Source organism: Ruegeria sp. HKCCD4315 (assembly GCF_013112245.1).
Lineage (GTDB): Bacteria > Pseudomonadota > Alphaproteobacteria > Rhodobacterales > Rhodobacteraceae > Ruegeria.
Genome location: NZ_WVRN01000001.1, coordinates 1,881,679 through 1,902,152 on the forward strand (window position 1 = coordinate 1,881,679; position 20,474 = coordinate 1,902,152).

General features: G+C 58.0%; 21 protein-coding genes. 9 read left to right on the top strand and 12 right to left on the bottom strand.

Annotation, left to right across the window (positions count from 1 at the left end):
• From GS646_RS09425 to GS646_RS09455, 8 genes are all read left to right on the top strand, one after another.
• Positions 1-612 (top strand): molecular chaperone, encoded by a 612-nt coding sequence (locus tag GS646_RS09425; protein ID WP_171182814.1) that lies wholly within the window; start codon positions 1-3, stop codon positions 610-612.
• Positions 613-670: 58 nt separating this feature from the next.
• Positions 671-859, top strand: a complete 189-nt coding sequence (locus GS646_RS09430; protein ID WP_170376587.1) for a ubiquinol-cytochrome c reductase iron-sulfur subunit N-terminal domain-containing protein — start codon at positions 671-673, stop codon at positions 857-859.
• A gap of 133 nt (positions 860-992) precedes the next feature.
• Positions 993-3,887: a formate dehydrogenase subunit alpha gene (locus GS646_RS09435; RefSeq protein ID WP_171646837.1), complete on the top strand. Its 2,895-nt coding sequence runs from the start codon at positions 993-995 to the stop codon at positions 3,885-3,887.
• Positions 3,888-3,903: 16 nt separating this feature from the next.
• A complete protein-coding gene (gene fdh3B, locus GS646_RS09440) occupies positions 3,904-4,500 on the top strand; it encodes a formate dehydrogenase FDH3 subunit beta (RefSeq protein ID WP_039530246.1) in 597 nt (198 codons plus the stop codon).
• Positions 4,501-4,575: 75 nt separating this feature from the next.
• Entirely contained in the window at positions 4,576-5,784 is a 1,209-nt protein-coding gene (locus tag GS646_RS09445) for a formate dehydrogenase subunit gamma (RefSeq protein WP_171182810.1), read from the top strand.
• On the top strand, positions 5,785-7,047 hold the full coding sequence (locus GS646_RS09450) for a c-type cytochrome (protein WP_171182807.1): 1,263 nt from the start codon (positions 5,785-5,787) through the stop codon (positions 7,045-7,047).
• Positions 7,048-7,060: 13 nt separating this feature from the next.
• Positions 7,061-7,186, top strand: a complete 126-nt coding sequence (locus GS646_RS23120) for a hypothetical protein (RefSeq protein ID WP_256367925.1) — start codon at positions 7,061-7,063, stop codon at positions 7,184-7,186.
• Positions 7,187-8,059 (top strand): helix-turn-helix transcriptional regulator, encoded by an 873-nt coding sequence (locus tag GS646_RS09455; RefSeq protein WP_171182805.1) that lies wholly within the window; start codon positions 7,187-7,189, stop codon positions 8,057-8,059.
• A 64-nt stretch (positions 8,060-8,123) separates the two neighbouring features.
• Here GS646_RS09455 and GS646_RS09460 read toward each other — a convergent pair whose 3' ends face one another.
• The 10 genes from GS646_RS09460 to GS646_RS09505 form a co-directional block, all read right to left on the bottom strand.
• Positions 8,124-8,939 carry a substrate-binding domain-containing protein gene (locus tag GS646_RS09460; RefSeq protein ID WP_171646835.1) on the bottom strand — a complete coding sequence of 272 codons (816 nt, stop codon included), beginning with the start codon at positions 8,937-8,939 and terminating at the stop codon, positions 8,124-8,126.
• A 20-nt stretch (positions 8,940-8,959) separates the two neighbouring features.
• Positions 8,960-9,694 (bottom strand): ATP-binding cassette domain-containing protein, encoded by a 735-nt coding sequence (locus GS646_RS09465; protein ID WP_171089498.1) that lies wholly within the window; start codon positions 9,692-9,694, stop codon positions 8,960-8,962.
• Entirely contained in the window at positions 9,687-10,400 is a 714-nt protein-coding gene (locus GS646_RS09470) for an ABC transporter permease (RefSeq protein ID WP_171182801.1), read from the bottom strand. The genes GS646_RS09465 and GS646_RS09470 overlap by 8 nt, the downstream gene beginning before the upstream one ends.
• Before the next feature lie 157 nt (positions 10,401-10,557).
• The gene (locus GS646_RS09475) at positions 10,558-11,547 is read right to left on the bottom strand and encodes an ABC transporter substrate-binding protein (protein WP_171182799.1); all 990 of its coding nucleotides are present in this window, start codon (positions 11,545-11,547) and stop codon (positions 10,558-10,560) included.
• A gap of 54 nt (positions 11,548-11,601) precedes the next feature.
• Complete coding sequence (locus tag GS646_RS09480) at positions 11,602-12,447, bottom strand: ABC transporter permease (protein ID WP_171182797.1); 846 nt, start codon at positions 12,445-12,447, stop codon at positions 11,602-11,604.
• Positions 12,444-13,376 (bottom strand): ABC transporter permease, encoded by a 933-nt coding sequence (locus tag GS646_RS09485; protein ID WP_171182795.1) that lies wholly within the window; start codon positions 13,374-13,376, stop codon positions 12,444-12,446. The genes GS646_RS09480 and GS646_RS09485 overlap by 4 nt, the downstream gene beginning before the upstream one ends.
• Positions 13,373-13,816 carry a GNAT family N-acetyltransferase gene (locus GS646_RS09490; RefSeq protein ID WP_253746380.1) on the bottom strand — a complete coding sequence of 148 codons (444 nt, stop codon included), beginning with the start codon at positions 13,814-13,816 and terminating at the stop codon, positions 13,373-13,375. Before GS646_RS09490 ends, GS646_RS09485 begins: the two co-directional genes overlap by 4 nt.
• Positions 13,806-14,603, bottom strand: coding sequence for an ABC transporter ATP-binding protein (locus tag GS646_RS09495; protein ID WP_171182793.1), 798 nt, complete (start codon positions 14,601-14,603; stop codon positions 13,806-13,808). The genes GS646_RS09490 and GS646_RS09495 overlap by 11 nt, the downstream gene beginning before the upstream one ends.
• A 55-nt stretch (positions 14,604-14,658) precedes the next feature.
• Positions 14,659-16,113, bottom strand: a complete 1,455-nt coding sequence (gene hydA, locus GS646_RS09500) for a dihydropyrimidinase (protein ID WP_171646833.1) — start codon at positions 16,111-16,113, stop codon at positions 14,659-14,661.
• Between the two features lie 92 nt (positions 16,114-16,205).
• Complete coding sequence (locus GS646_RS09505) at positions 16,206-17,456, bottom strand: Zn-dependent hydrolase (RefSeq protein WP_171182789.1); 1,251 nt, start codon at positions 17,454-17,456, stop codon at positions 16,206-16,208.
• A 171-nt stretch (positions 17,457-17,627) separates the two neighbouring features.
• Here GS646_RS09505 and GS646_RS09510 point away from each other — a divergent pair, with 171 nt between their 5' ends.
• Positions 17,628-18,236, top strand: coding sequence for a TetR family transcriptional regulator C-terminal domain-containing protein (locus GS646_RS09510; RefSeq protein ID WP_171089482.1), 609 nt, complete (start codon positions 17,628-17,630; stop codon positions 18,234-18,236).
• 47 nt (positions 18,237-18,283) lie between these two features.
• On the opposite strand, the gene preA is transcribed toward GS646_RS09510, so the two are convergent.
• The gene (preA, locus tag GS646_RS09515; RefSeq protein WP_171182787.1) at positions 18,284-19,588 is read right to left on the bottom strand and encodes an NAD-dependent dihydropyrimidine dehydrogenase subunit PreA; all 1,305 of its coding nucleotides are present in this window, start codon (positions 19,586-19,588) and stop codon (positions 18,284-18,286) included.
• 18 nt (positions 19,589-19,606) lie between these two features.
• Positions 19,607-20,443, bottom strand: coding sequence for a methyltransferase domain-containing protein (locus GS646_RS09520; protein ID WP_171646831.1), 837 nt, complete (start codon positions 20,441-20,443; stop codon positions 19,607-19,609).
• Positions 20,444-20,474 lie beyond the last annotated feature (31 nt).

Sequence of the window (20,474 nt, forward strand, 5' to 3'; positions counted from 1 at the left end):
ATGACCGCAAGCAACGCGCAAAATATGGATATCTCAGCCGAGGATCGGCTGCGCGCGGATTTCTACAACTTTCTGGGCCTGCTTCTGGCTGGCCCGCCAGATCAGTTGCTTTTGGACCAGATGGCGGGTCTAAGCGGAGATGACACCGATCTGGGTCAAGCCATTCAGGCTATGGCACGCGTCGCCAAGGTCACCAAACCTGCTGCTGCCGAGCGCGAGTTCAACGCGCTGTTCATTGGCTTGGGACGTGGTGAGTTGCTGCCTTACGCCAGTTTTTATCTGACCGGGTTCCTGAACGAAAAACCATTGGCGCAATTGCGCAATGACATGGCGGTACGCGGGATCACCCGTGCGCAGAACGTTTTTGAACCCGAAGACAACGTTGCCTCACTGATGGAGATGATGGCGGGCATGATCGTTGGCCGTTTCGGATCGCCGGCGACGTTGGAAGACCAGAAAACGTTCTGGAACAAACATATCGGCCCCTGGGCCGCACATTTCTATTCGGATTTGGAAGCCGCCGAAGCGTCGGTTCTCTATGCCTCGGTCGGCACCGCCGGTCGGGTGTTCATGGAAATCGAACGCGAGGCCTTCCGAATGACGGCGGCATAACCCGCCACTCGCCAGCGCCTGAATTGGCGCTAGATCGCAAATGGGAGAGGAGAAGCCCATGAGCAAGACCAAGGAAGAAGGCGCAACCCGCCGCGACTTCCTGAAACTGGCCGGAACCGCAGCGCCTGCTGCCGTCGCCGCCGCCAGCCTGAGCGGTCAAGCCGAAGCAGCCGAGCTGCCGACGGACGAGACCCGCATGCAAGATACAGCGCATACCCGCGCCTATCTGGAAAGCGCGCGCTTCTAAGCCGCCTCGACTGCGCCCGGCGCACCAGCCGGACGATGTCACTTACCCGACTGACGGTTGCGATTGGCCCTGACGTCGGTTTCGCAGTTACCAAGCCAGCCGTGATCCTCATGGCCAGCAAGGGAGGAAAGAAATGCTTAGGAAAAAGACCAACGGGGTTGCGAGACGCCCCCAGCGGACAAGTATCCTGTCCCAGGTCGGCGAGAAAACCGTCGATCGCCGCGCATTCCTGCGTGGCTCGGGCCTGACGATCGGCGGCCTTGCCGCGATCAGCGCCACGGGTGGAACCGTGACGCCTGCCAGCGCCCAAACAGCGGCAAACACCGCCGTTGAAAACATCAAATCCGTATGCACCCACTGTTCGGTCGGCTGTACGGTCGTCGCCGAAGTTCAGAACGGTGTCTGGGTCGGGCAAGAACCCGGCTGGGACAGCCCGTTCAACCTGGGTGCACATTGTGCCAAGGGGGCCTCGGTCCGCGAGCATGCCCATGGCGAGCGTCGCCTCAAGTATCCGATGAAAAAGGAAGGCGGCGAGTGGAAGCGCATCAGCTGGGAAGAGGCGATCAACGAGATCGGCGACGGCATGATGAGCATCCGTCAGGAATCCGGGCCGGACAGCGTGTACTGGCTGGGCTCGGCCAAGCACAATAACGAACAGGCCTATCTGTTCCGCAAGTTCGCCGCCTACTGGGGCACGAACAATGTGGACCACCAGGCCCGTATCTGCCACTCGACCACTGTTGCGGGTGTTGCGAATACATGGGGCTACGGCGCCATGACCAATTCGTACAATGACATCCACAACTCACGGGCCATCTTCATCATCGGCGGCAACCCGGCCGAGGCGCATCCCGTCTCGCTGCTGCACGTTCTGCGCGCGAAAGAGCAGAACAACGCTCCGCTGATCGTCTGCGACCCGCGCTTTACGCGCACCGCGGCGCATGCGGATGAATATGTGCGGTTCCGTCCCGGCACAGACGTTGCGTTGATCTGGGGTATCCTGTGGCACATCTTCGACAACGGTTGGGAGGACAAAGAGTTCATCCGCACCCGTGTCTGGGGTATGGACCAAATCCGCACCGAAGTTGCCAACTGGAACCCGGAAGAGACCGAGCGTGTAACCGGTGTTCCCGGCTCACAGCTCAAGCGTGTTGCCCGTACCATGGTCAACAACCGCCCCGGCACTGTGATCTGGTGTATGGGTGGTACGCAGCACACCAACGGCAACAACAACACCCGCGCTTACTGCGTGCTCCAGCTTGCCTTGGGCAACATGGGCACTTCGGGCGGCGGCACCAACATCTTCCGCGGCCATGACAACGTGCAGGGCGCGACGGACCTTGGTGTTCTGTCCCACACCCTGCCCGGCTATTACGGCCTGTCGAAGGGTGCATGGGGTCACTGGGCCCGTGTCTGGGGTGAAGATCCCGAATGGCTGGCAGGCCAGTTCGCCACGATCAAGGACAAGGAAGGCAAGGATAAACCGCTTCAGAACGAACGCGGCATCCCGGTCTCTCGCTGGATTGATGGTGTTCTGGAAGACCCGGCCAACATGGATCAGGACAATAATGTCCGTGCCATGGTTCTGTGGGGCCATGCGCCCAACTCGCAGACCCGGATGACGGAAATGAAGACGGCGATGGAGAAGCTGGACATGCTGGTCGTGATCGACCCGTATCCCACCGTCTCGGCCGTGCTGCATGACCGCACCGATGGCGTCTACCTGCTGCCCGCCTGTACACAGTTCGAAACCCGTGGCTCGGTCACGGCGTCGAACCGGTCGCTGCAATGGCGCGACAAGGTGGTAGAACCGCTGTTCGAAAGCCTGCCGGACGAGGTCATCATGGCCAAGTTCGCCAACAAGTTCGGCTGGGCGGATCGATTGTTCCGCAATATCGAGATGGACGATCCGGAAACCCCCAATGTTGAAAGCATCACACGTGAGTTCAACGCGGGTCTCTGGACCATCGGATATACCGGTCAGTCGCCAGAGCGTTTGAAAAGCCATATGGCCAACCAGCACACGTTCGACAGAACCACGCTGCAAGCCATTGGTGGACCCAACGATGGCGAATACTACGGTCTGCCCTGGCCCTGCTGGGGAACACCGGAGATGGGTCATACGGGAACACCAAACCTCTATGACATGTCCAAACCGGTGGCCGAAGGTGGCCTGACCTTCCGCGCGCGCTTTGGCGTGGAACGCGATGGCGACAACCTGCTGGCCGAAGGGGTCTATAGCGTCGGATCGGAAATTCAGGATGGATACCCTGAATTCACGATGCAAATGCTGATGGACCTTGGCTGGGACGGTGATCTGACGGCTGAGGAACGCGCAGCTATCGACGCCGTTGCGGGACCAGAGACCAACTGGAAAACCGACCTGTCCGGCGGTATCCAGCGGGTCGCGATCGAGCATGGCTGCGCGCCCTTCGGGAACGCCAAAGCCCGCGCGGTTGTCTGGACCTTCCCGGATCCGATCCCACTGCATCGCGAGCCGCTCTATACCAACCGGCGCGATCTGGTGGAGGACTATCCGACCTACGAAGACCGGCAAGCATATCGCCTACCTACCCTTTATGCTTCGATCCAAAAGAACGACTTTTCAAAGGATTACCCGATAATCCTCACGTCAGGTCGTCTGGTCGAATATGAAGGCGGCGGGGATGAGACACGGTCGAACCCGTGGCTGGCCGAGCTCCAACAGGACATGTTCGTAGAGATCAATCCGCGCGATGCCAACAACCTTGGTATTCGTGACGGATCGCAGGTCTGGGTCGAAGGTCCTGAGGGTGGCAAGGTCAAGGTGATGGCGATGCTGACCAACAGGGTCGGTGCCGGCGTGGCCTTCATGCCGTTCCACTTTGGTGGCCATTTCCAGGGTGAAGACCTGAGGGAGAAATACCCGAAAGGCGCCGATCCCTATGTGCTGGGTGAAAGTACCAACACCGCCCAGACCTATGGCTATGATTCCGTGACCCAGATGCAAGAGACCAAAGCGACTCTCTGCAAAATCTGGTCAGCGTAAGGGAGGAGAAGAGAACATGGCAGCAAGAGCAAAGTTTCTCTGCGACGCCGAACGCTGCATCGAGTGCAATGCCTGCGTCACCGCGTGTAAGAACGAACACGAGGTGCCGTGGGGCGTGAACCGCCGCAGGGTGGTGACGATCAATGACGGTGACCCGGGCGAACGCTCGATTTCGGTGGCCTGTATGCATTGTTCGGATGCGCCCTGCATGGCGGTGTGCCCGGTCGACTGCTTCTATCAGAACGAAGAAGGGGTCGTCCTGCACTCCAAGGACCTGTGCATTGGTTGTGGTTATTGCTTCTACGCGTGCCCCTTCGGCGCACCGCAATACCCGCAGGCAGGCAACTTCGGATCGCGCGGCAAGATGGACAAATGTACCTTCTGCGCCGGTGGCCCCGAGGAAACGCACTCGACCGCAGAGTTCGCAAAATATGGTCGCAACCGGATCGCCGAGGGCAAATTGCCCATCTGCGCCGAGATGTGTTCCACCAAGGCCCTGCTCGCCGGTGACGGCGACGTGGTCTCGGCCATCTACCGCGAGCGCGTCGTTGCGCGCGGGTTCGGCTCGGGCGCGTGGGGTTGGGGCACCGCCTACGACCAGAAAGACGGCTAAGACCGCTTTTCCATGAACCAAACAGGCGACCCGCATCCGTGGGTCGCCTGATCAGGGATTTTGACCGAGGTTCAGATGTTCCGCTTACTCATCGCATTGCTGTTCACCATTGGGCTGGCACAGGCCACCGTTGCGCAAACCAACGAGGCTGAGGCACCCGCCACCACGAATGAGCGCGCCTCGACCGGTGGTGCGACCACGCTTGAGGATATTCTCGCGCGTCAGCGTGGAGAGAAAGTCGATAACAGTTTTCGCTCAGAAAACACTGGCCAGGGCAATGTCGAAGGTCTGTTGGGCCAGTTTGGACCCAGCGGCGTATCCTCGGACAGTGACGTGTACCGCGCGCTGCGCTTTGGCTCGGCCGACGTGACCGTATCCTCGCGCGGACCTGCTGACAGTGTACTGATCCAAGATGGCGGCATGTGGTGGTGGGAATTCCGCACAGGGCCGTTACGCGAATATGGCGGTTACATCATCGCAGGAATGCTGGCCATCATCGTTCTGTTTTTCCTGATCCGAGGCAAGATTCGCATCGACGGAGAAAAGACCGGCCGTACCGTCCTGCGCTTCACCAGTTTTGAACGCTTCGGTCATTGGCTGTTTGCAGGATCATTCGTCGTGCTTGCGATCACCGGCCTGCTAACGCTCTATGGCCGCGACTTCTTGATCCCGATCTTCGGCAAGGAAGGTTTCGCAACCATCGCGCAAGGCTGCAAATGGCTGCACAACAATCTGGCATGGGCCTTCATGTTGGGGCTGATCATCATCACGGTGAACTGGATTGCCCATAACATCCCCAACCGCACCGACCTGAAATGGCTGGCAGCCGGAGGAGGCTTGTTCAGCAAAAACAGCCACCCACCCGCCAAGAAATTCAACGCAGGGCAAAAGATCATCTTCTGGGCCTGCATATTGCTGGGCGTCTCGATCAGCCTGTCCGGTCTGTCGCTGTTGTTTCCGTTTGAATTGCCGATGTTCGCCAAGACCTTCTCGGTTGCCAATGCCACCGGCATTCCACAAGCGCTTGGTCTGAACCTGCCCGTGCAAATGTCGCCTCAGGAAGAGATGCAATATGCCCAGATCTGGCACGTGATGGTCGCTTATGTCTTCATCGCCATCATTATCGCGCATATCTACCTCGGCTCGGTCGGGATGGAGGGCGCGTTTGACGCCATGGGTTCGGGCGAAGTCGAAGAACAATGGGCGCGCGAACACCACTCGTTGTGGCTGGAAGAGGTGCAGGAAAAAGAGGCTGGCAAGGCAGCGGCCTCACCCGCCGAATAGATGCGCTGGCTGATCCTTGCCTGTGCGTTGACCCCACTGCCCGCATGGGCGGAGTTCTTCACGCTCAAAGGCCATGGCGGGCCGATCATGGGAATTGCCACCGCGCCAGACGGTCGGATCGCAACAGCCAGTTTCGACAATTCTGTCGGGCTATGGTCGGACCAGACACCCCAATGGCTAGAAGGACACGAAGCCGCCGTGAACGCGGTCGTTTTCAACGGTACAGCCATCTATTCCGCCGGAGATGATTTTACTCTGCGTCGTTGGCCGGGCGGAGAGATTGTCGGTCAGCACAAAGGCAAGATCGTTTCTGTGGCCGCGTCAAAAACGCATGTCGCGACGGCCAGTTGGGACGGCACAATCGGTATTTGGCCCATTGATGGCACCGCCCCCGACCTGTTCGGCCCTACGGGCAGCGGCGTAAATGCAGTCACTTTTTCACCGGATGGATCAAAGCTTTTTTCCGCTGGCGTCGATGGGTCCTTACGCGTGTGGGATGTCGCAACCGGCGAAGAAACGGACCGGCTGGTTGAGCACGGCTTTGGCATCAACGAATTGATCTTTAATGCGCAGAACAACTGGATCGCCTATGGTGCGGTGGACGGGGTGACGCGAATCCTCGATCTGACAACCGGTGAAGAACGCGACTTCACTCTGGGTCGCCGCCCGATCCTGGCCCTTGCACTCAGCCCGGACCGAAGCCTTTTGGCCGTCGGCGACGGTGAAGGCTATATCATGATGATCGACACTACCGAATGGCGCATCACGCAGGATTTTCGCGCAACGCTGCGCGGACCGGTCTGGGCGCTGTCATTCTCGGATGATGGTCAGAACATCCACGCCGGTGGCATAGACGCGGCCATGTACAGCTGGCCCGTGGGTGACCTGTCGGATCAACAGCAAATGGCCTCTTCCGAGCCCAGTTTTCTAAAAGATCCCGACGAAATGGAAAACGGAGAGCGCCAATTCGCCCGCAAATGCTCGATCTGCCACAGCCTGACACCCGACAGCGAACGCCGAGCTGGGCCGACGCTGCACGGTATCTTTGGACGACCTGCCGGAACCCTGCCCGGATATTTATACTCGGATACGCTGCAAGACTCTGATATTGTTTGGAATGAACAGACAATAAATGCCCTTTTCGATGAGGGGCCGGATCATTACATTCCGGGGTCGAAGATGCCGATGCAACGAATTACAGAACAGCAGGATCGGGACGACCTGATCGCCTTCCTGCGCCGCGCGACGGACGACCAGAACTGAACCGGAGGAGACTATGAAAGCCTTTTTTGCCGCAGTTGCCGCGATGGTCGTGATTACAGTCGCAGCCCCATCCACACTGGATCGGTTCGGGTTCAGTGCTGCTGATACCACGTCGGGTCCAGCGGTGCGCCTCGACTGAATGTCTCAATACCTGACCACCCGAGAACTGGCCGATCTGCTGCGCATTGGCGAGCGGAAAGCCTATGATCTTGCCTCTTCGGGCGAGGTGCCCTGCGTGCGCGCCATGGGCAAGCTGCTGTTCCCAAGAACCGAAATCATCGCCTGGCTCAACGCCTCACGGTCCGGTCCGCAGGTGGCTGAACCGCCCCTGCCCCCGATTGTTGCTGGCAGTCACGACCCGCTGCTGGACTGGGCGCTGCGCGAAAGCGGATCAGGGCTTGCCACCTACTATGATGGCTCTTTCGATGGATTGACGCGGCTGAGCGACCGCACTGCGCAGGCCGCGGTATTGCACATCCACGAAGACGGAGGGTTCAACACCAATTCCCTGCGCGACGCCTTGGGAGAAGCCCCGGTCGTTCTCTGTGAAATCGCCCGACGGGAACGGGGATTACTGCTTGCTCCGGGCATATCGGACATCAAATCGTTCCAAGACCTCAGATCCAGACGCGTCATCCTGCGTCAGGACAGTGCAGCCAGCCAGCGCCTGTTTGAGGCGCAACTTGAGGTACATGGGCTAAATCGTGAAGACTTGGACGTTTTCCACGGTTGCGCCCGCACCGAAGAAGAACTGGCCATAGCGCTGCACGATCAAAAGGCCGAGGCTGGCTTTGGACTGGGTGCCTTGGCCGGGCTGTACAACCTTGGCTTTGTCCCCACCCATTCCGAGCGGCTGGATCTGGCGATCTGGCGCAGATCTTTTTTCGATCCGCCAATGCAAAAGCTGATGACACTGCTACGCTCGGATCATTTCACACAACGGGCCCGAGAATTCGGCGGTTATGACCTGTCGGGCCTCGGTACGATCCACCACAATGGTGTCAGCGGCTGATCCCCCGCCCACCGCTTCATCTTTTCAAAAATACTCGCCCCGCAAGGGTTGGCCGCAGGCCAATTTACTGGGCATTGGGAAAAAACACCTGCTGTCCTTCTAGCCTGAAGGACGCGATCGCCTCCTGCCCGTCCGGACCCGTCAACCAGTCGATAAAGCGTTGACCGGATGCCTCCCGCACATGTTGGTGCTTTTCAGGGTTAACAAGAATGACACCGTACTGATTGAACAGGCGCGGATCGCCCTCGACCAATACTTCAAGATTGCCTCGGTTCCCAAAGGACAACCACGTGGCCCGGTCTGTCAGCGTATAGGCGTCCATTCCGCTGGCCACGCTTAAGGTTGCGCCCATGCCCGAGCCGGTTTCGCGATACCACGTTCCCGAGGCGCCCGTAGAATCAACGCCAGCATCCGACCAATGGCCCATCTCAGCCTTGTGCGTCCCACTGTCGTCTCCACGCGATACGAAGGGCGCTTCAACCTCTGCGATCTCAGTCAGAGCAGCCAGAATATCCGTACCACCACGAATTCCGGCCGGATCAGAATTCGGGCCAACCAGAACAAAATCGTTATACATCAAGTCTTTGCGTTCAACGCCCCAGCCATCGGCAACAAACTTCTCTTCCGCCGGCTTGGAATGGACCAGCAGCACGTCACCGTCCCCGTTGATCGCATTGCGAATAGCCTGACCTGTTCCCACCGCGACGACACGCACGTCTATGCCGGATTCGGCTTCGAACCACGGTAAAATATGCTCCAGCAGTCCAGAGTTTTGTGTCGAGGTCGTCGATTGCACCACTATGAACGGTGTTTCCGCCGAAACCGCCCCCGCCGTTAAGCCAAATGCCACTGCTGCTGCCCGAATAACTGCCCGGAACATCATTTTCTCCGATTTTCTTTTTAAGTAACCAACCCGCCTGCCAGATAGCGACGCGATGCGTCGCTTTCCGGTGCGTCCAACACCTGTTTTGCAGCGCCATGCTCTACCACATGCCCGCCTTGCATCATGACCACATCCGATGCCAACCGTCGCGCCTGCCCGATGTCATGCGTCACCATCACGATCCGCACCCCACGCGCCGAGGCGCGCAGCACCATCCGCTCGATCATCTGCGTTGCAGCCGGATCAAGCGCGCTGGTGGGCTCGTCCAGAAACAACGTGTCGGGCTCCAACGCCAGCGCACGCAGGACCGCAAGCCTTTGTGCCTCGCCACCCGACAACGACCGCGCAGGCTGACGCGCCTTGCCGTCAAGCCCACCTTCGACCAGCAATTCAGCGATACGGGTCTTTCGGACCGCCCGCCCCAGCCCCTGGCGTTTTAGAACAAAGTCCAGATTGCCGGACACAGAGCGGCGCAGCAAAACCGGGTGTTGGAATACCATAGCCTGACGCGCCTTTTGCGCAGCGCTCAGCGGCTGTCCATCCTGCACCACACGGCCGTGGTCAGGTGCGATCAAACCATGCAGGCAGCGCAGCAAAAGGCTTTTGCCCGCACCGTTTGGGCCAAGAATAAGGGTTGGGCCCGGACCATCCAGAACCAATGAAGGCACATCCAGCAACGCACGGCCCTTGTTGCGGATTTGAAGGTCTTCAACCTCAATGCGGTTCACCATATCGCAGATGACATCACGCATGGCGTAACCCCTCCTGCTCGGCCCTCAGGCTTACGGCGCTGACCATTGCATTCACGGCCACGGCAATCCCGATCAGAATTGCGCCCAACGCCAACGCAAGCGCCAGATTTCCTTTCGAGGTTTCCAGCGCGATGGTTGTTGTCATCACGCGTGTCACATGATTGATGTTGCCACCGACGATGATCACCGCCCCCACTTCGGCAATGGCGCGTCCAAACCCAGCCAGCAAAGCTGTGACCAAAGCCAACCGCGCATCCCACAGTAAAACCGGAACGGATGCCAGCCGTGACACACCAAGGGATCGAAGCTGCTCGGAATACTCTTCGGCCAGCATCTCGATCACCTGCCGCGTCAATGCCGCAACGATCGGGGTAACCAGAACCACCTGAGCGATGATCATCGCAGTTGGTGTATACAGAAGTTCCAGAACGCCCAGAGGCCCTGAACGCGACAGCATAAGGTAAACCAGCAACCCCACGACCACCGGCGGAAACCCCATCAGAGCATTCATCAAAACGATCAGAACCCGGCGTCCGGGAAACCGGGCCACGGCTAAAGCAGCCCCAACCGGCATACCAATCAGCGCTGAAATCAGCACCGCAAACATGGAAACTTTCAGGGACAGAAGCACAATTGCCCAAAGTTCTGAGTCTCCTTGAAAGATCAGAGCGATGGCTGAGCTGAATTCTGATGCAAATCCCTGCATTTTATTCCTGAAAGATTGCATTTCGTATGAAATGCGTTCATTTACAGGTAAATACTACTCTGTTTTTCCATCGAGTACAGACACAAATCCGGCATCTGAAATGAGAAACGCGGCCCCAATTGGGGCCGCGCTGAAAGCCTTGAACTGACGGCTTGCGTTAGTTAAGCGCTGCGTCGGTAATCTGATGCGTCCAGGCACCGTCAGGCTGTTTGGTGATGACCGGATCCGATCCGCCCGCCAGCAGTGTATTTACGGTGCGTTCGAAATCCGCCGGGTCCAGCGCGCCATTCGATCCGGCCGTCAGTTTCGCGATTTCACCCATCATACGCTGCTGATGTTCTTCGGTCTGCGCGCCGGTGGCATCGTTTTCCAAAACAATATCGGCCGCTTCATCCGGGTTTTCCTCGGCGTATTTCCAACCCTTCATCGAAGCGCGAACAAACCGTTCCATCTTGTCCACAAAAGCTGCATCGCCCAGGTTTTCTTCCAGAACATACAGGCCGTCTTCCAGTGTCGCGACGCCCTGATCTTCGTATTTGAACGTCACCAACTCATCCGGGCTGACGCCTGCGTCAATCACCTGCCAATATTCATTATAGGTCATGGTGCTGATGCAATCGGCCTGACGCTGTAGCAGCGGGTCGACGTTGAAGCCCTGTTTCAGGACCTCGACACCGTTCTCGCTTTTGCCGCCGGTATCGATGCCCAAGCTGCTCATCCAGCTCATGAACGGGAATTCATTGCCAAAGAACCAAACACCCAGAGTACGGTTCTTCAGGTCCTCGGGCGAGGCAATCCCGGCATCTTTCCAACAGGTCAGCATCATCCCCGAGCTTTTGAAAGGTTGGGCAATATTGACCAGTGGCAGGCCCTTTTCGCGCGCTGCCAGCGCGGCAGGCATCCACTCGACTGTGACATCGGCCCCACCGCCGGCTATCACCTGAGTAGGCGCGATGTCAGGACCACCCGGAAGGATGGTCACGTCCAGACCCTCTTCCTCATAAAACCCCTTGTCCTTCGCCACATAGTAGCCTGCGAACTGCGCCTGCGTGACCCATTTGAGCTGCAAGGTCACCTCATCGGCGGCCAGTGCTGCGCTGGCGGTCAGGCTAAAGGCGGCAACCGCCCCGCTGAGTAGCTTTTTCATCTTCAAGTCTCCTAGTTGCGTGTTTGCCCCGTTTTCGGGGTCTGTTGAATTTTGTTATCCGCGTTGGGAAGGGTGCCAGAAGGTTACCACCTTTTCGAGCCCTGCCACGAGGGAATAGAACACGGTTCCGGCCAATGCCGCCACCGCGATTTCTGCCCAGACGAGGTCAATCGACAAGCTGCCCACGCCGGTCGAGATTCTGAACCCCATACCGCGTGTAGGCGATCCGAAATACTCGGCCACGATAGCCCCGATGAGCGCCAGCGTCGTGGCGATCTTGAGGCCGTTGAATATAAAAGGCATCGCTGCTGGCAGGCGCAGTTTGATAAGTGTTTGAGTGTAGCTGGCCGCATAGGTGCGCATCAGGTCGCGCTGCATGGCATCTGCTTCGCGCAGGCCCTGCACGGTGTTCACAAGGATCGGGAAGAATACCATCACAACGACAACTGCCGCCTTGGATTGCCAATCGAACCCGAACCAGCTGACCAAAATGGGGGCGATGCCCACGATGGGCAATGCAGCCACAAAATTGCCGATGGGCAACAACCCCCGGGTCAAGAAGACGGATCGGTCAATCAAGACGGCAGTCAGGAACGCGGCAACACTGCCGATGGCAAAACCGGTAAAGGCACCTTTGAACACGGTCTGCTTGAAGTCCTGCCACAGAATATCCGTCGAATTCGCAAAGGTTTGCGCGACCATCGAAGGCGGCGGAAGGATGACAGGCGAGACATTCAGGCCACGTACTGCCCCTTCCCACAAGATCAGCAGCGTTACACCAAACAATACGGGCACAAAGACGCGCACACCTTTGGAGTCGCGATAGATCGAACGCGCTAACCAAGCATTCAACGCCCATGCGCCGGCCCAGAAAATCAGTGCAAAGACAAGCCAGCTCATGCGCTCATCCCCATGCGTTTAAGGGTGACCCTTTGAAGAACATCCAGCAAAGTCACCAAGATGCCCGCCAGAATGGCCGCCGCAAACAACGCCGCCCAAATGGCCAGTGGTGTGCCAAACTGATCCCCAATCAGTATCCGGGCTCCCAGCCCCGAGATCGCACCTGTTGGCAGCTCACCCACAATTGTTCCAACCAGTGCTGCTGCTATGCCGACCTTCAGCGAGGTAAAGAGATACGGCACCGAAGATGGCAGGCGCAGCTTCAGAAACGCCTGCAACCCGGTCGCGTTGTAGGTCTTGAGCAGATCGAGCTGCGATACAGCCGGAGACCTCAGGCCTTTGACCATCCCAACCAGCACTGGGAAGTAGCACAGATAAGCCGAGATAATCGCCTTCGGCACCCCACGCCCTTCGATCCCCAACTGCGAGCTTAGTACAATGATCATGGGGGCCAGCGCCACGATTGGCACGGTCTGGCTGATGATCGCCCAGGGCATCAAGCTCATATCCACTACGCGAGAGTAAACGATAGCCACGGCCCCCAGAATGCCAACAGCTGTTCCCAGAACAAAACCCCAAAGCGTGGATTGAAGTGTAATCCAGCCGTGGTAGATCAAGGACCGTTTCGACATCGCCCGGCCTTTCATCACCATCTCGCCGGTTGTCTTCCACAACTCCTGCCCCACCTGCACCGGCGTCGGCAAGCGTGGGCGATCCAGATCATAGCCGCGTTGGATTTGCGACGGGTTTTGCGCCATCAGAACCCAGACCGAGACCTGCTGACGATCCCGAGAGGCTTCGGGAGTTACCGTTTCTCCGGCACGTTCTGCCTGATCCAGAGAGACACGGATGTTCATTGGTGCCACCGCCAGGTACCAAAGCACGGCGATGGCAAGCAACACAGTCATGACAGATAAGAACTGCTTCATGCGTGCCACTCCATCCGAAAGACAGGCACGGTGTCAGGAGGTACAGGAGGTTCTTCCGCGGTCACCTCAAACCCTTCGCGGCGATAAAAGCGTTGCGCTGCGGTGTTGGGTCTGTGCGTTGTCAGCCAGAGAAAATTTCTGCCCTCTTTTGCCTTGTCGACAAAGCGCTTGCCAATGCCTTGTCCCGTCCGACCACAATACAACGCTCCGATTTTATTGAGCGCGGGATCTACTGACATATAACAATCAACCGGATCACCAGCGACCCAGATTTCACGGCGGTTGAACGCATCACCGATCATGGTCGAGAGTTCTTCCACCGGCAGTTCCTCGGGCATCCAATCCGTTTGCCTGGCCCAATTGTGCACGACCGTGGCACAGGCCTTCACGTCATCTGGCACAGCACGCCGGATCTTTTCTGCGTTCAGTTCAATCGTCATAAGAATGCCCTGCCCTCAAGCCATCGCGCACGCGGTGGGCCACTTCGATGAACTCCGGCGTGTCCCGAATGTCCAATGGCCGTTCCTTGGGCAGCGGGCTGTCAATCACATCGGTGATCCGGCCGGGCCTTGGGCTCATCACCACGATTTTGGTGCTCAGGTATACGGCTTCAGGGATCGAGTGCGTCACGAACCCAATCGTCTTCTCGGTCCGCGCCCAAAGCGCCAGAAGCTGTTCGTTCAGGTGATCGCGTACGATTTCATCCAAAGCGCCAAAGGGTTCATCCATCAGCAGGATATCGGCATCAAAGGCAAGAGCCCGTGCAATGCTGGCCCGCTGTTGCATACCACCTGAAAGTTGCCAAGGGAACTTGCCACCAAACCCTTCAAGATCAACAAGTTTCAGAACGTTCTTAACCTGCTCTTCCTGCTCAGCAGCCGAATAGCCCATGATCTCAAGCGGCAGCTTGATGTTCTTTGCAATGGTCCGCCAGGGGTACAGACCCGCCGCCTGAAACACATACCCATAGGCCCGGTTCCGTCGCGCCTCATCTGGGGTCATTCCATTCACCGTCAGCGTTCCACCTGTCGGGGTTTCCAACGCAGCGATACAGCGCAGAAATGTAGTTTTGCCGCAACCAGAAGGTCCGATGAAGCTGACAAAATCGCCCTTGTCAATTGTCAGGTTCACGTCCTTCAGTGCGTGAACGGGCCCATCGTTGGTCTGGAACGTCAGGTCCAACTGCCTTGCCTCGATGACGGGCTGGGTCGTGCTTTCAGTATTCATTCTAGTGCCTTGAAAAGAGTGGTGTCAGGGCTGCCCGCACAGCAGCCCACACTGATCAAACCCCGGTTGCCGGGATACCCGTCCGTTCGACCGGTCTTGGCGCAGTGAGTTCTTTCCAGGTGCTCAGCGCCTTGTGTACATGCGTGTTCGCCTCACGCGCCACAAACTTCCCGTGACCCTCCTGAGTTTTGACCTCACCATCATGCACCGCGACCACGCCACGGGTCAGCGTGAACCGCGGCAACCCGCGCACTTCTTTGCCCTCAAAGACGTTGTAGTCGATCGATGACTGCTGCGTCTCAGCCGAAATCACCTTGGCCTTGTTTGGATCCCAAACCACCAGATCGGCATCAGCGCCGACCAGGACGGATCCTTTTTTAGGATAGCAGTTCAATATCTTGGCGATGTTTGTTGATGTAACAGCGACAAATTCGTTCGGCGTCAGTCGCCCCGTATTCACACCATAGGTCCACAGCATGGGCATTCGGTCTTCCAACCCTCCGGTCCCGTTCGGAATCTTGGTGAAATCCCCAACGCCATAGCGCTTTTGCTCAGTCGTAAACGCACAATGGTCCGTCGCCACAACGCTCAGCGTTCCAGATTGCAAACCGTTCCACAGGCTGTCCTGATGTTGCTTGTTGCGGAACGGAGGGCTCATGACCCGCCGCGCAGCGTGTTCCCAGTCGTGATGGAAATACTCGCTCTCATCCAGAGTCAGATGCTGGATCAGGGGCTCGCCCCATACCCGCTTGCCCTGCATCTTGGCGCGACGAATGGCTTCATGCGCCTCTTCGCAAGACGTATGCACCACATAAAGAGGAACGCCTGCCATATCCGCAATCATGATGGCCCGGTTCGTCGCCTCGCCTTCTACCTGCGGCGGACGGGAATAGGCGTGCGCCTCTGGCCCGGTATTGCCTTCAGCCAAAAGCTTGGCGCTCAACTCGGCCACGACATCGCCGTTTTCGGCATGGACCATTGCGGTTCCACCCAACTCAGCTAGCCGTTTGAACGACGCAAACAGCTCATCATCATTCACCATCAGTGCGCCTTTATAGGCCATGAAGTGCTTAAAGGTGTTGATGCCCCGCGTCTCAATCACGGTCTTGATGTCGTTGAACACCTGCTCGCCCCACCACGTAACCGCCATATGGAACGAATAATCACAATTCGCCCGCGTCGATTTGTTGTCCCAGCGTTTCAACGCATCAAGCAAGCTTTCCCCCGGGTTGGGCAGCGCAAAGTCCACAACCATTGTCGTGCCACCAGCCAAAGCCGCGCGCGTGCCGCTTTCGAAATCGTCGCTGGAGTACGTGCCCATAAAGGGCATCTCCAAGTGTGTATGAGGATCGATCCCGCCCGGCATCACATAACAACCGGTGGCGTCCAACTCTTTGTCACCCTTCAGATCCATCCCAATCTCGGTGATCACGCCACCTTCGATCAGGACGTCCGCTTTGTACGACAAATCCGCAGTTACGACGGTTCCGTTCTTGATAACTGTGCTCATTTCAAACTCCCTGATGCGGTCTGCGCCGCTTGCTTCATCTGGCTAAAAATACCTCGGGGGAGTCGCCCATCGGGCGACGGGGGCAGAGCCCCCTATTCCACGATCTCAGCCGTCTCGACGACCGCGTGCAACAGAACATCCGCCCCGGCTGCCGCCCAGTCCTTACTGATCTCTTCAGCCTCATTGTGGCTCAAACCATCCACGCATGGGCACATGATCATCGCGGTTGGCGCCACGCGGTTGATCCAACAGGCGTCATGCCCCGCACCCGAGATGATGTCCGTATGCGAATAGCCCAACCGCTCAGCCGCGTTGCGTACGGCGGACACACAGTCATCATCGAATTTCACCGGATCGAACCCACCGACTTTTTCGAATTCGATCTGCAGGCCCATGTCTTCAACGATATCCTCAGCCGCCACCTTCAGGCGGTTTTCCATATCAGTGATGACGTCCAGTTCGGGCGAGCGGAAATCGACCGTGAATACCACCTTGCCCGGGATCACGTTGCGTGAGTTCGGATAGACATCGATATGACCAGCCGCACCCACCGCATGAGGCGCATGAGACCAGGCGATCTCGTCCACTTTCTCCAGAATGCGCGCCATTGCCAGACCGGCATTTTTTCGCATCGGCATCGGGGTTGACCCGGTATGGGCATCCTTGCCGGTCACCGTGATCTGAGTCCAGCTCAGCCCCTGGCCGTGCGTGACAACACCAATATCCTTACCTTCAGCCTCCAATATCGGGCCTTGTTCGATATGCAGCTCAAAGAACGCGTGCATTTTCCGTGCGCCAACTTCTTCATCGCCACGCCAGCCGATGCGGTTCAGCTCATCTCCGAACTTCTTGCCCTCGGCATCCTCGCGTTCATACGCCCAATCCTGAGTGTGCATTCCCGCGAACACCCCCGAAGACAGCATGGCGGGCGCATATCGCGTGCCCTCTTCATTGGTCCAATTGGTCGCCACGATCGGGTGCTTTGTTTTGATCCCAAGATCATTGAGGGTCCGGATGATTTCCAGCCCCCCCAAAACGCCCAAGACACCATCGTACTTCCCGCCCGTTGGCTGCGTATCCAGATGCGATCCGACATAAACCGGCAACGCGTCAGGGTCCGCCCCTTCGCGGTGGGCGAACATGTTACCCATCTGGTCCAAGCCCATGGAACAGCCCGCTTCTTCGCACCATTTCTGGAACAGGGCGCGGCCTTCTGCGTCCTCATCCGTCAGGGTTTGGCGGTTGTTGCCACCGGCAACGCCAGGCCCAATCTTGGCCATCTCCATCAGGCTGTCCCACAACCTGTCGCCATTGATCCTGAGATTCTGCGCCGGAGCTGCCATGTTCATCTTCCCTGTTTGCTTGCGATTTGGCTCGCTTTTGGTGTCTTGATTTGACCATCTGGTCAAACTCACGCTATCACGGGTTCGAGATCAGTCAAGAAATTGCGCGGCACAGCTTGAATTTTCACTGAATTCCGCGCCTATAGTCGAAAAAAGAGACACGCTGAAAACATGCCGAAAGACCGCGCACCGACTCGCATTCAGAAAAAGAACCGTGCTGCGATCCTCGAGGCCGCCCTGAACGTGTTTTCAGCCCACGGGTTTCGTGGATCGACCGTGGATCAGATTGCCGCAGAGGCAGGACTGAGCAAACCAAACCTATTGTATTACTTCCCGTCGAAAGAGGCGATCCACACCGAGCTGCTGTCCGGCCTTCTGGAAACCTGGCTGGCCCCCTTGCACGATCTGGACCAGGATGGCGATCCGATGGAGGAAATCCTGGCCTATATTCGGCGCAAGCTGCAAATGAGTCAGGAGTTACCACGCGAAAGCCGCCTTTTTGCCAATGAACTGGTGCAGGGCGCGCCGCGTATCCACGAGGCTTTGTCCAAGGATCTCAAGGAACTGGTTGACGAAAAAACCGTGATCCTGACGCGCTGGATGGATCAGGGCAAAATCGCGCGGGTGCACCCCTATCACCTGATGTTTTCGATTTGGGCGCTAACCCAGCACTACGCAGATTTCGAAGTTCAGGTGCGTGCGATCTTGGGGGAAGAGGATCCGTTTGAAGGTGCCGACCCTTTTGTGGACACCCTGTACCGAAAGCTTTTGACCCCTTGAAAAAAGGGGCCGCAAGAACGGCCCCTTGATGATCTTTCCAAATCGGTTCATTCGGCCGCCTTGGCCATCGGATTGTTCGGATGCGTCGTCCAGTTCGCATAGGTCGGCTGCACCTCTTTACCTGTGCGCGGATCCACCTCACCCGGTGCCATCGGCACCATCGAGATACAGTCTTCAACCGGGCACACGTCGACGCACAGGTTGCACGCCACGCATTCCTCGTCGATCACCTCGAAAACGCGGTCCTCCGACATCGAAATCGCCTGGTGGCTGGTGTCTTCACACGCCGCATAACAGCGACCACATTTGATGCACTGGTCCTGATCGATCTTAGCCTTGGCGATGTAGTTCAGGTTCAGATACTGCCAGTCGGTGACGTTGGGCACGGCACGACCGATTACTTCGTCGATGCTGCTGTATCCTTTTTCATCCATCCATTCGGACAGACCGGCGGTCAATTCGTCGATGATCTTGAAGCCATAGGTCATCGCAGCGGTACAAACCTGCACCGTGCCACAACCCAATGAGATGAACTCGGCCGCGTCGCGCCATGTGGTGACGCCGCCAATACCGGAAATCGGCAGACCATGCGTTGCCTCGGCCCGTGCGATCTCGGACACCATCGACAGGGCAATCGGTTTCACTGCGGGACCACAATAACCACCATGGCTGCCCTTGCCGTCGATTGAGGGTTCGGGGCTGAACGTATCCAGGTTGACGCTGGTGATCGAGTTGATCGTGTTGATCAGCGACACGGCGTCCGCGCCACCGTTCCTTGCCGCAGCTGCAGGTTTACGGATATCGGTGATGTTGGGCGTCAGCTTCACGATGACCGGGCGGTCGTAGTACTGCTTACACCACCGCGTCACCATTTCGATGTATTCCGGCACCTGCCCAACGGCCGAGCCCATGCCGCGCTCGCTCATACCGTGCGGGCAGCCAAAGTTCAGTTCGATCCCATCCGCGCCGGTTTCGGCAACGCGTGGCAGGATGGCCTTCCAGGCCGCTTCCTCGCACGGCACCATGATCGAAGCGATCAGCGCGCGATCCGGGTAATCGGCCTTGACCCGCGCCATTTCTTCAAGGTTCACTTCCAGTGGCCGGTCTGTGATCAACTCGATGTTGTTCAGGCCAAGCAACCGCCGATCCGCGCCGTATATCGCGCCATAGCGCGGGCCGTTCACGTTCACGACCGGAGGGCCCTCAGACCCTAACGTTTTCCAAACCACACCGCCCCATCCGGCCTCGAAGGCGCGGCGAACGTTGTATTCCTTGTCGGTCGGCGGCGCAGAGGCCAGCCAGTAGGGATTAGGGCTGGAAATGCCCAGAAAGTTTGTCGTCAGATCGGCCATGGCTTCTCCCTTCCCGGCTCAGCCGGATTTCTTGAATATCATTTCGGTCGGGCGAATGCGCCCGGCCTTGAGGTTTGTGACGTAGTTTTGGAATTTCTCGGGCGCCGTCTCGCCCATCATCAGATGAATCCCCAGCGGCGCGGGGCCGCTCTCGGCGATCTTGGCAAAGACATCTTCGAAGAACTGTATCGCGAAATCGGTGCGGTCGGTTTCAGTCTCAAGTTCCAGCGCCGCCGCTTCTGCTGCGTCTTTGTAAACATCCGGTGCGTGAACGAAGGACGTCTCTGGCAACGTGGACCAGGGAAGCGGGAAAGCCAGGGGTTCATCGACGTCTCCGCCCATGACATCGAACAGGGCAAAGGTTCCGCCCGTGGCCAGCGCCCGCGACACTTCCGCAAACAGTCCGGCCTTGTCTTCGATGTTCATGCCCACATGCATCATGACAGCCAGGTCAAACCCCGCATCTGGCACAGGCATGTCCAAGGCACTGCCCACATGAAAAGTGGCCTTTTCCGAATGCCCGACCAGATCGCTCAACGCGGTGGCCGTTTCCACAAATTCGGGTGTCAGATCGACCCCGGTTACCATCGAGTCATAACGATCCACGATGTAACGCGAAGTGCCCCCGATCCCGCATCCCACATCCAGAACACGCGTCGCATGGGTCGGCGACAGTTGCGCAAACAGGTTGTCGGTTGCCACAACGCCGCCCGTGTGGAACTCGTCCCCTGCTTTTAGATCAGCAACGGTGGCCGCGTCCGGGTCAATACCGCTGGCCTCAAGCGCCGCGCGGACGCGTTCGGTCAGGGCACCGGTGGTATAGTGTTGAGCAACAGCTTGTTCGATCTGGGACATGGGAATACCTCAACAGCGAAAGGAATGGGGT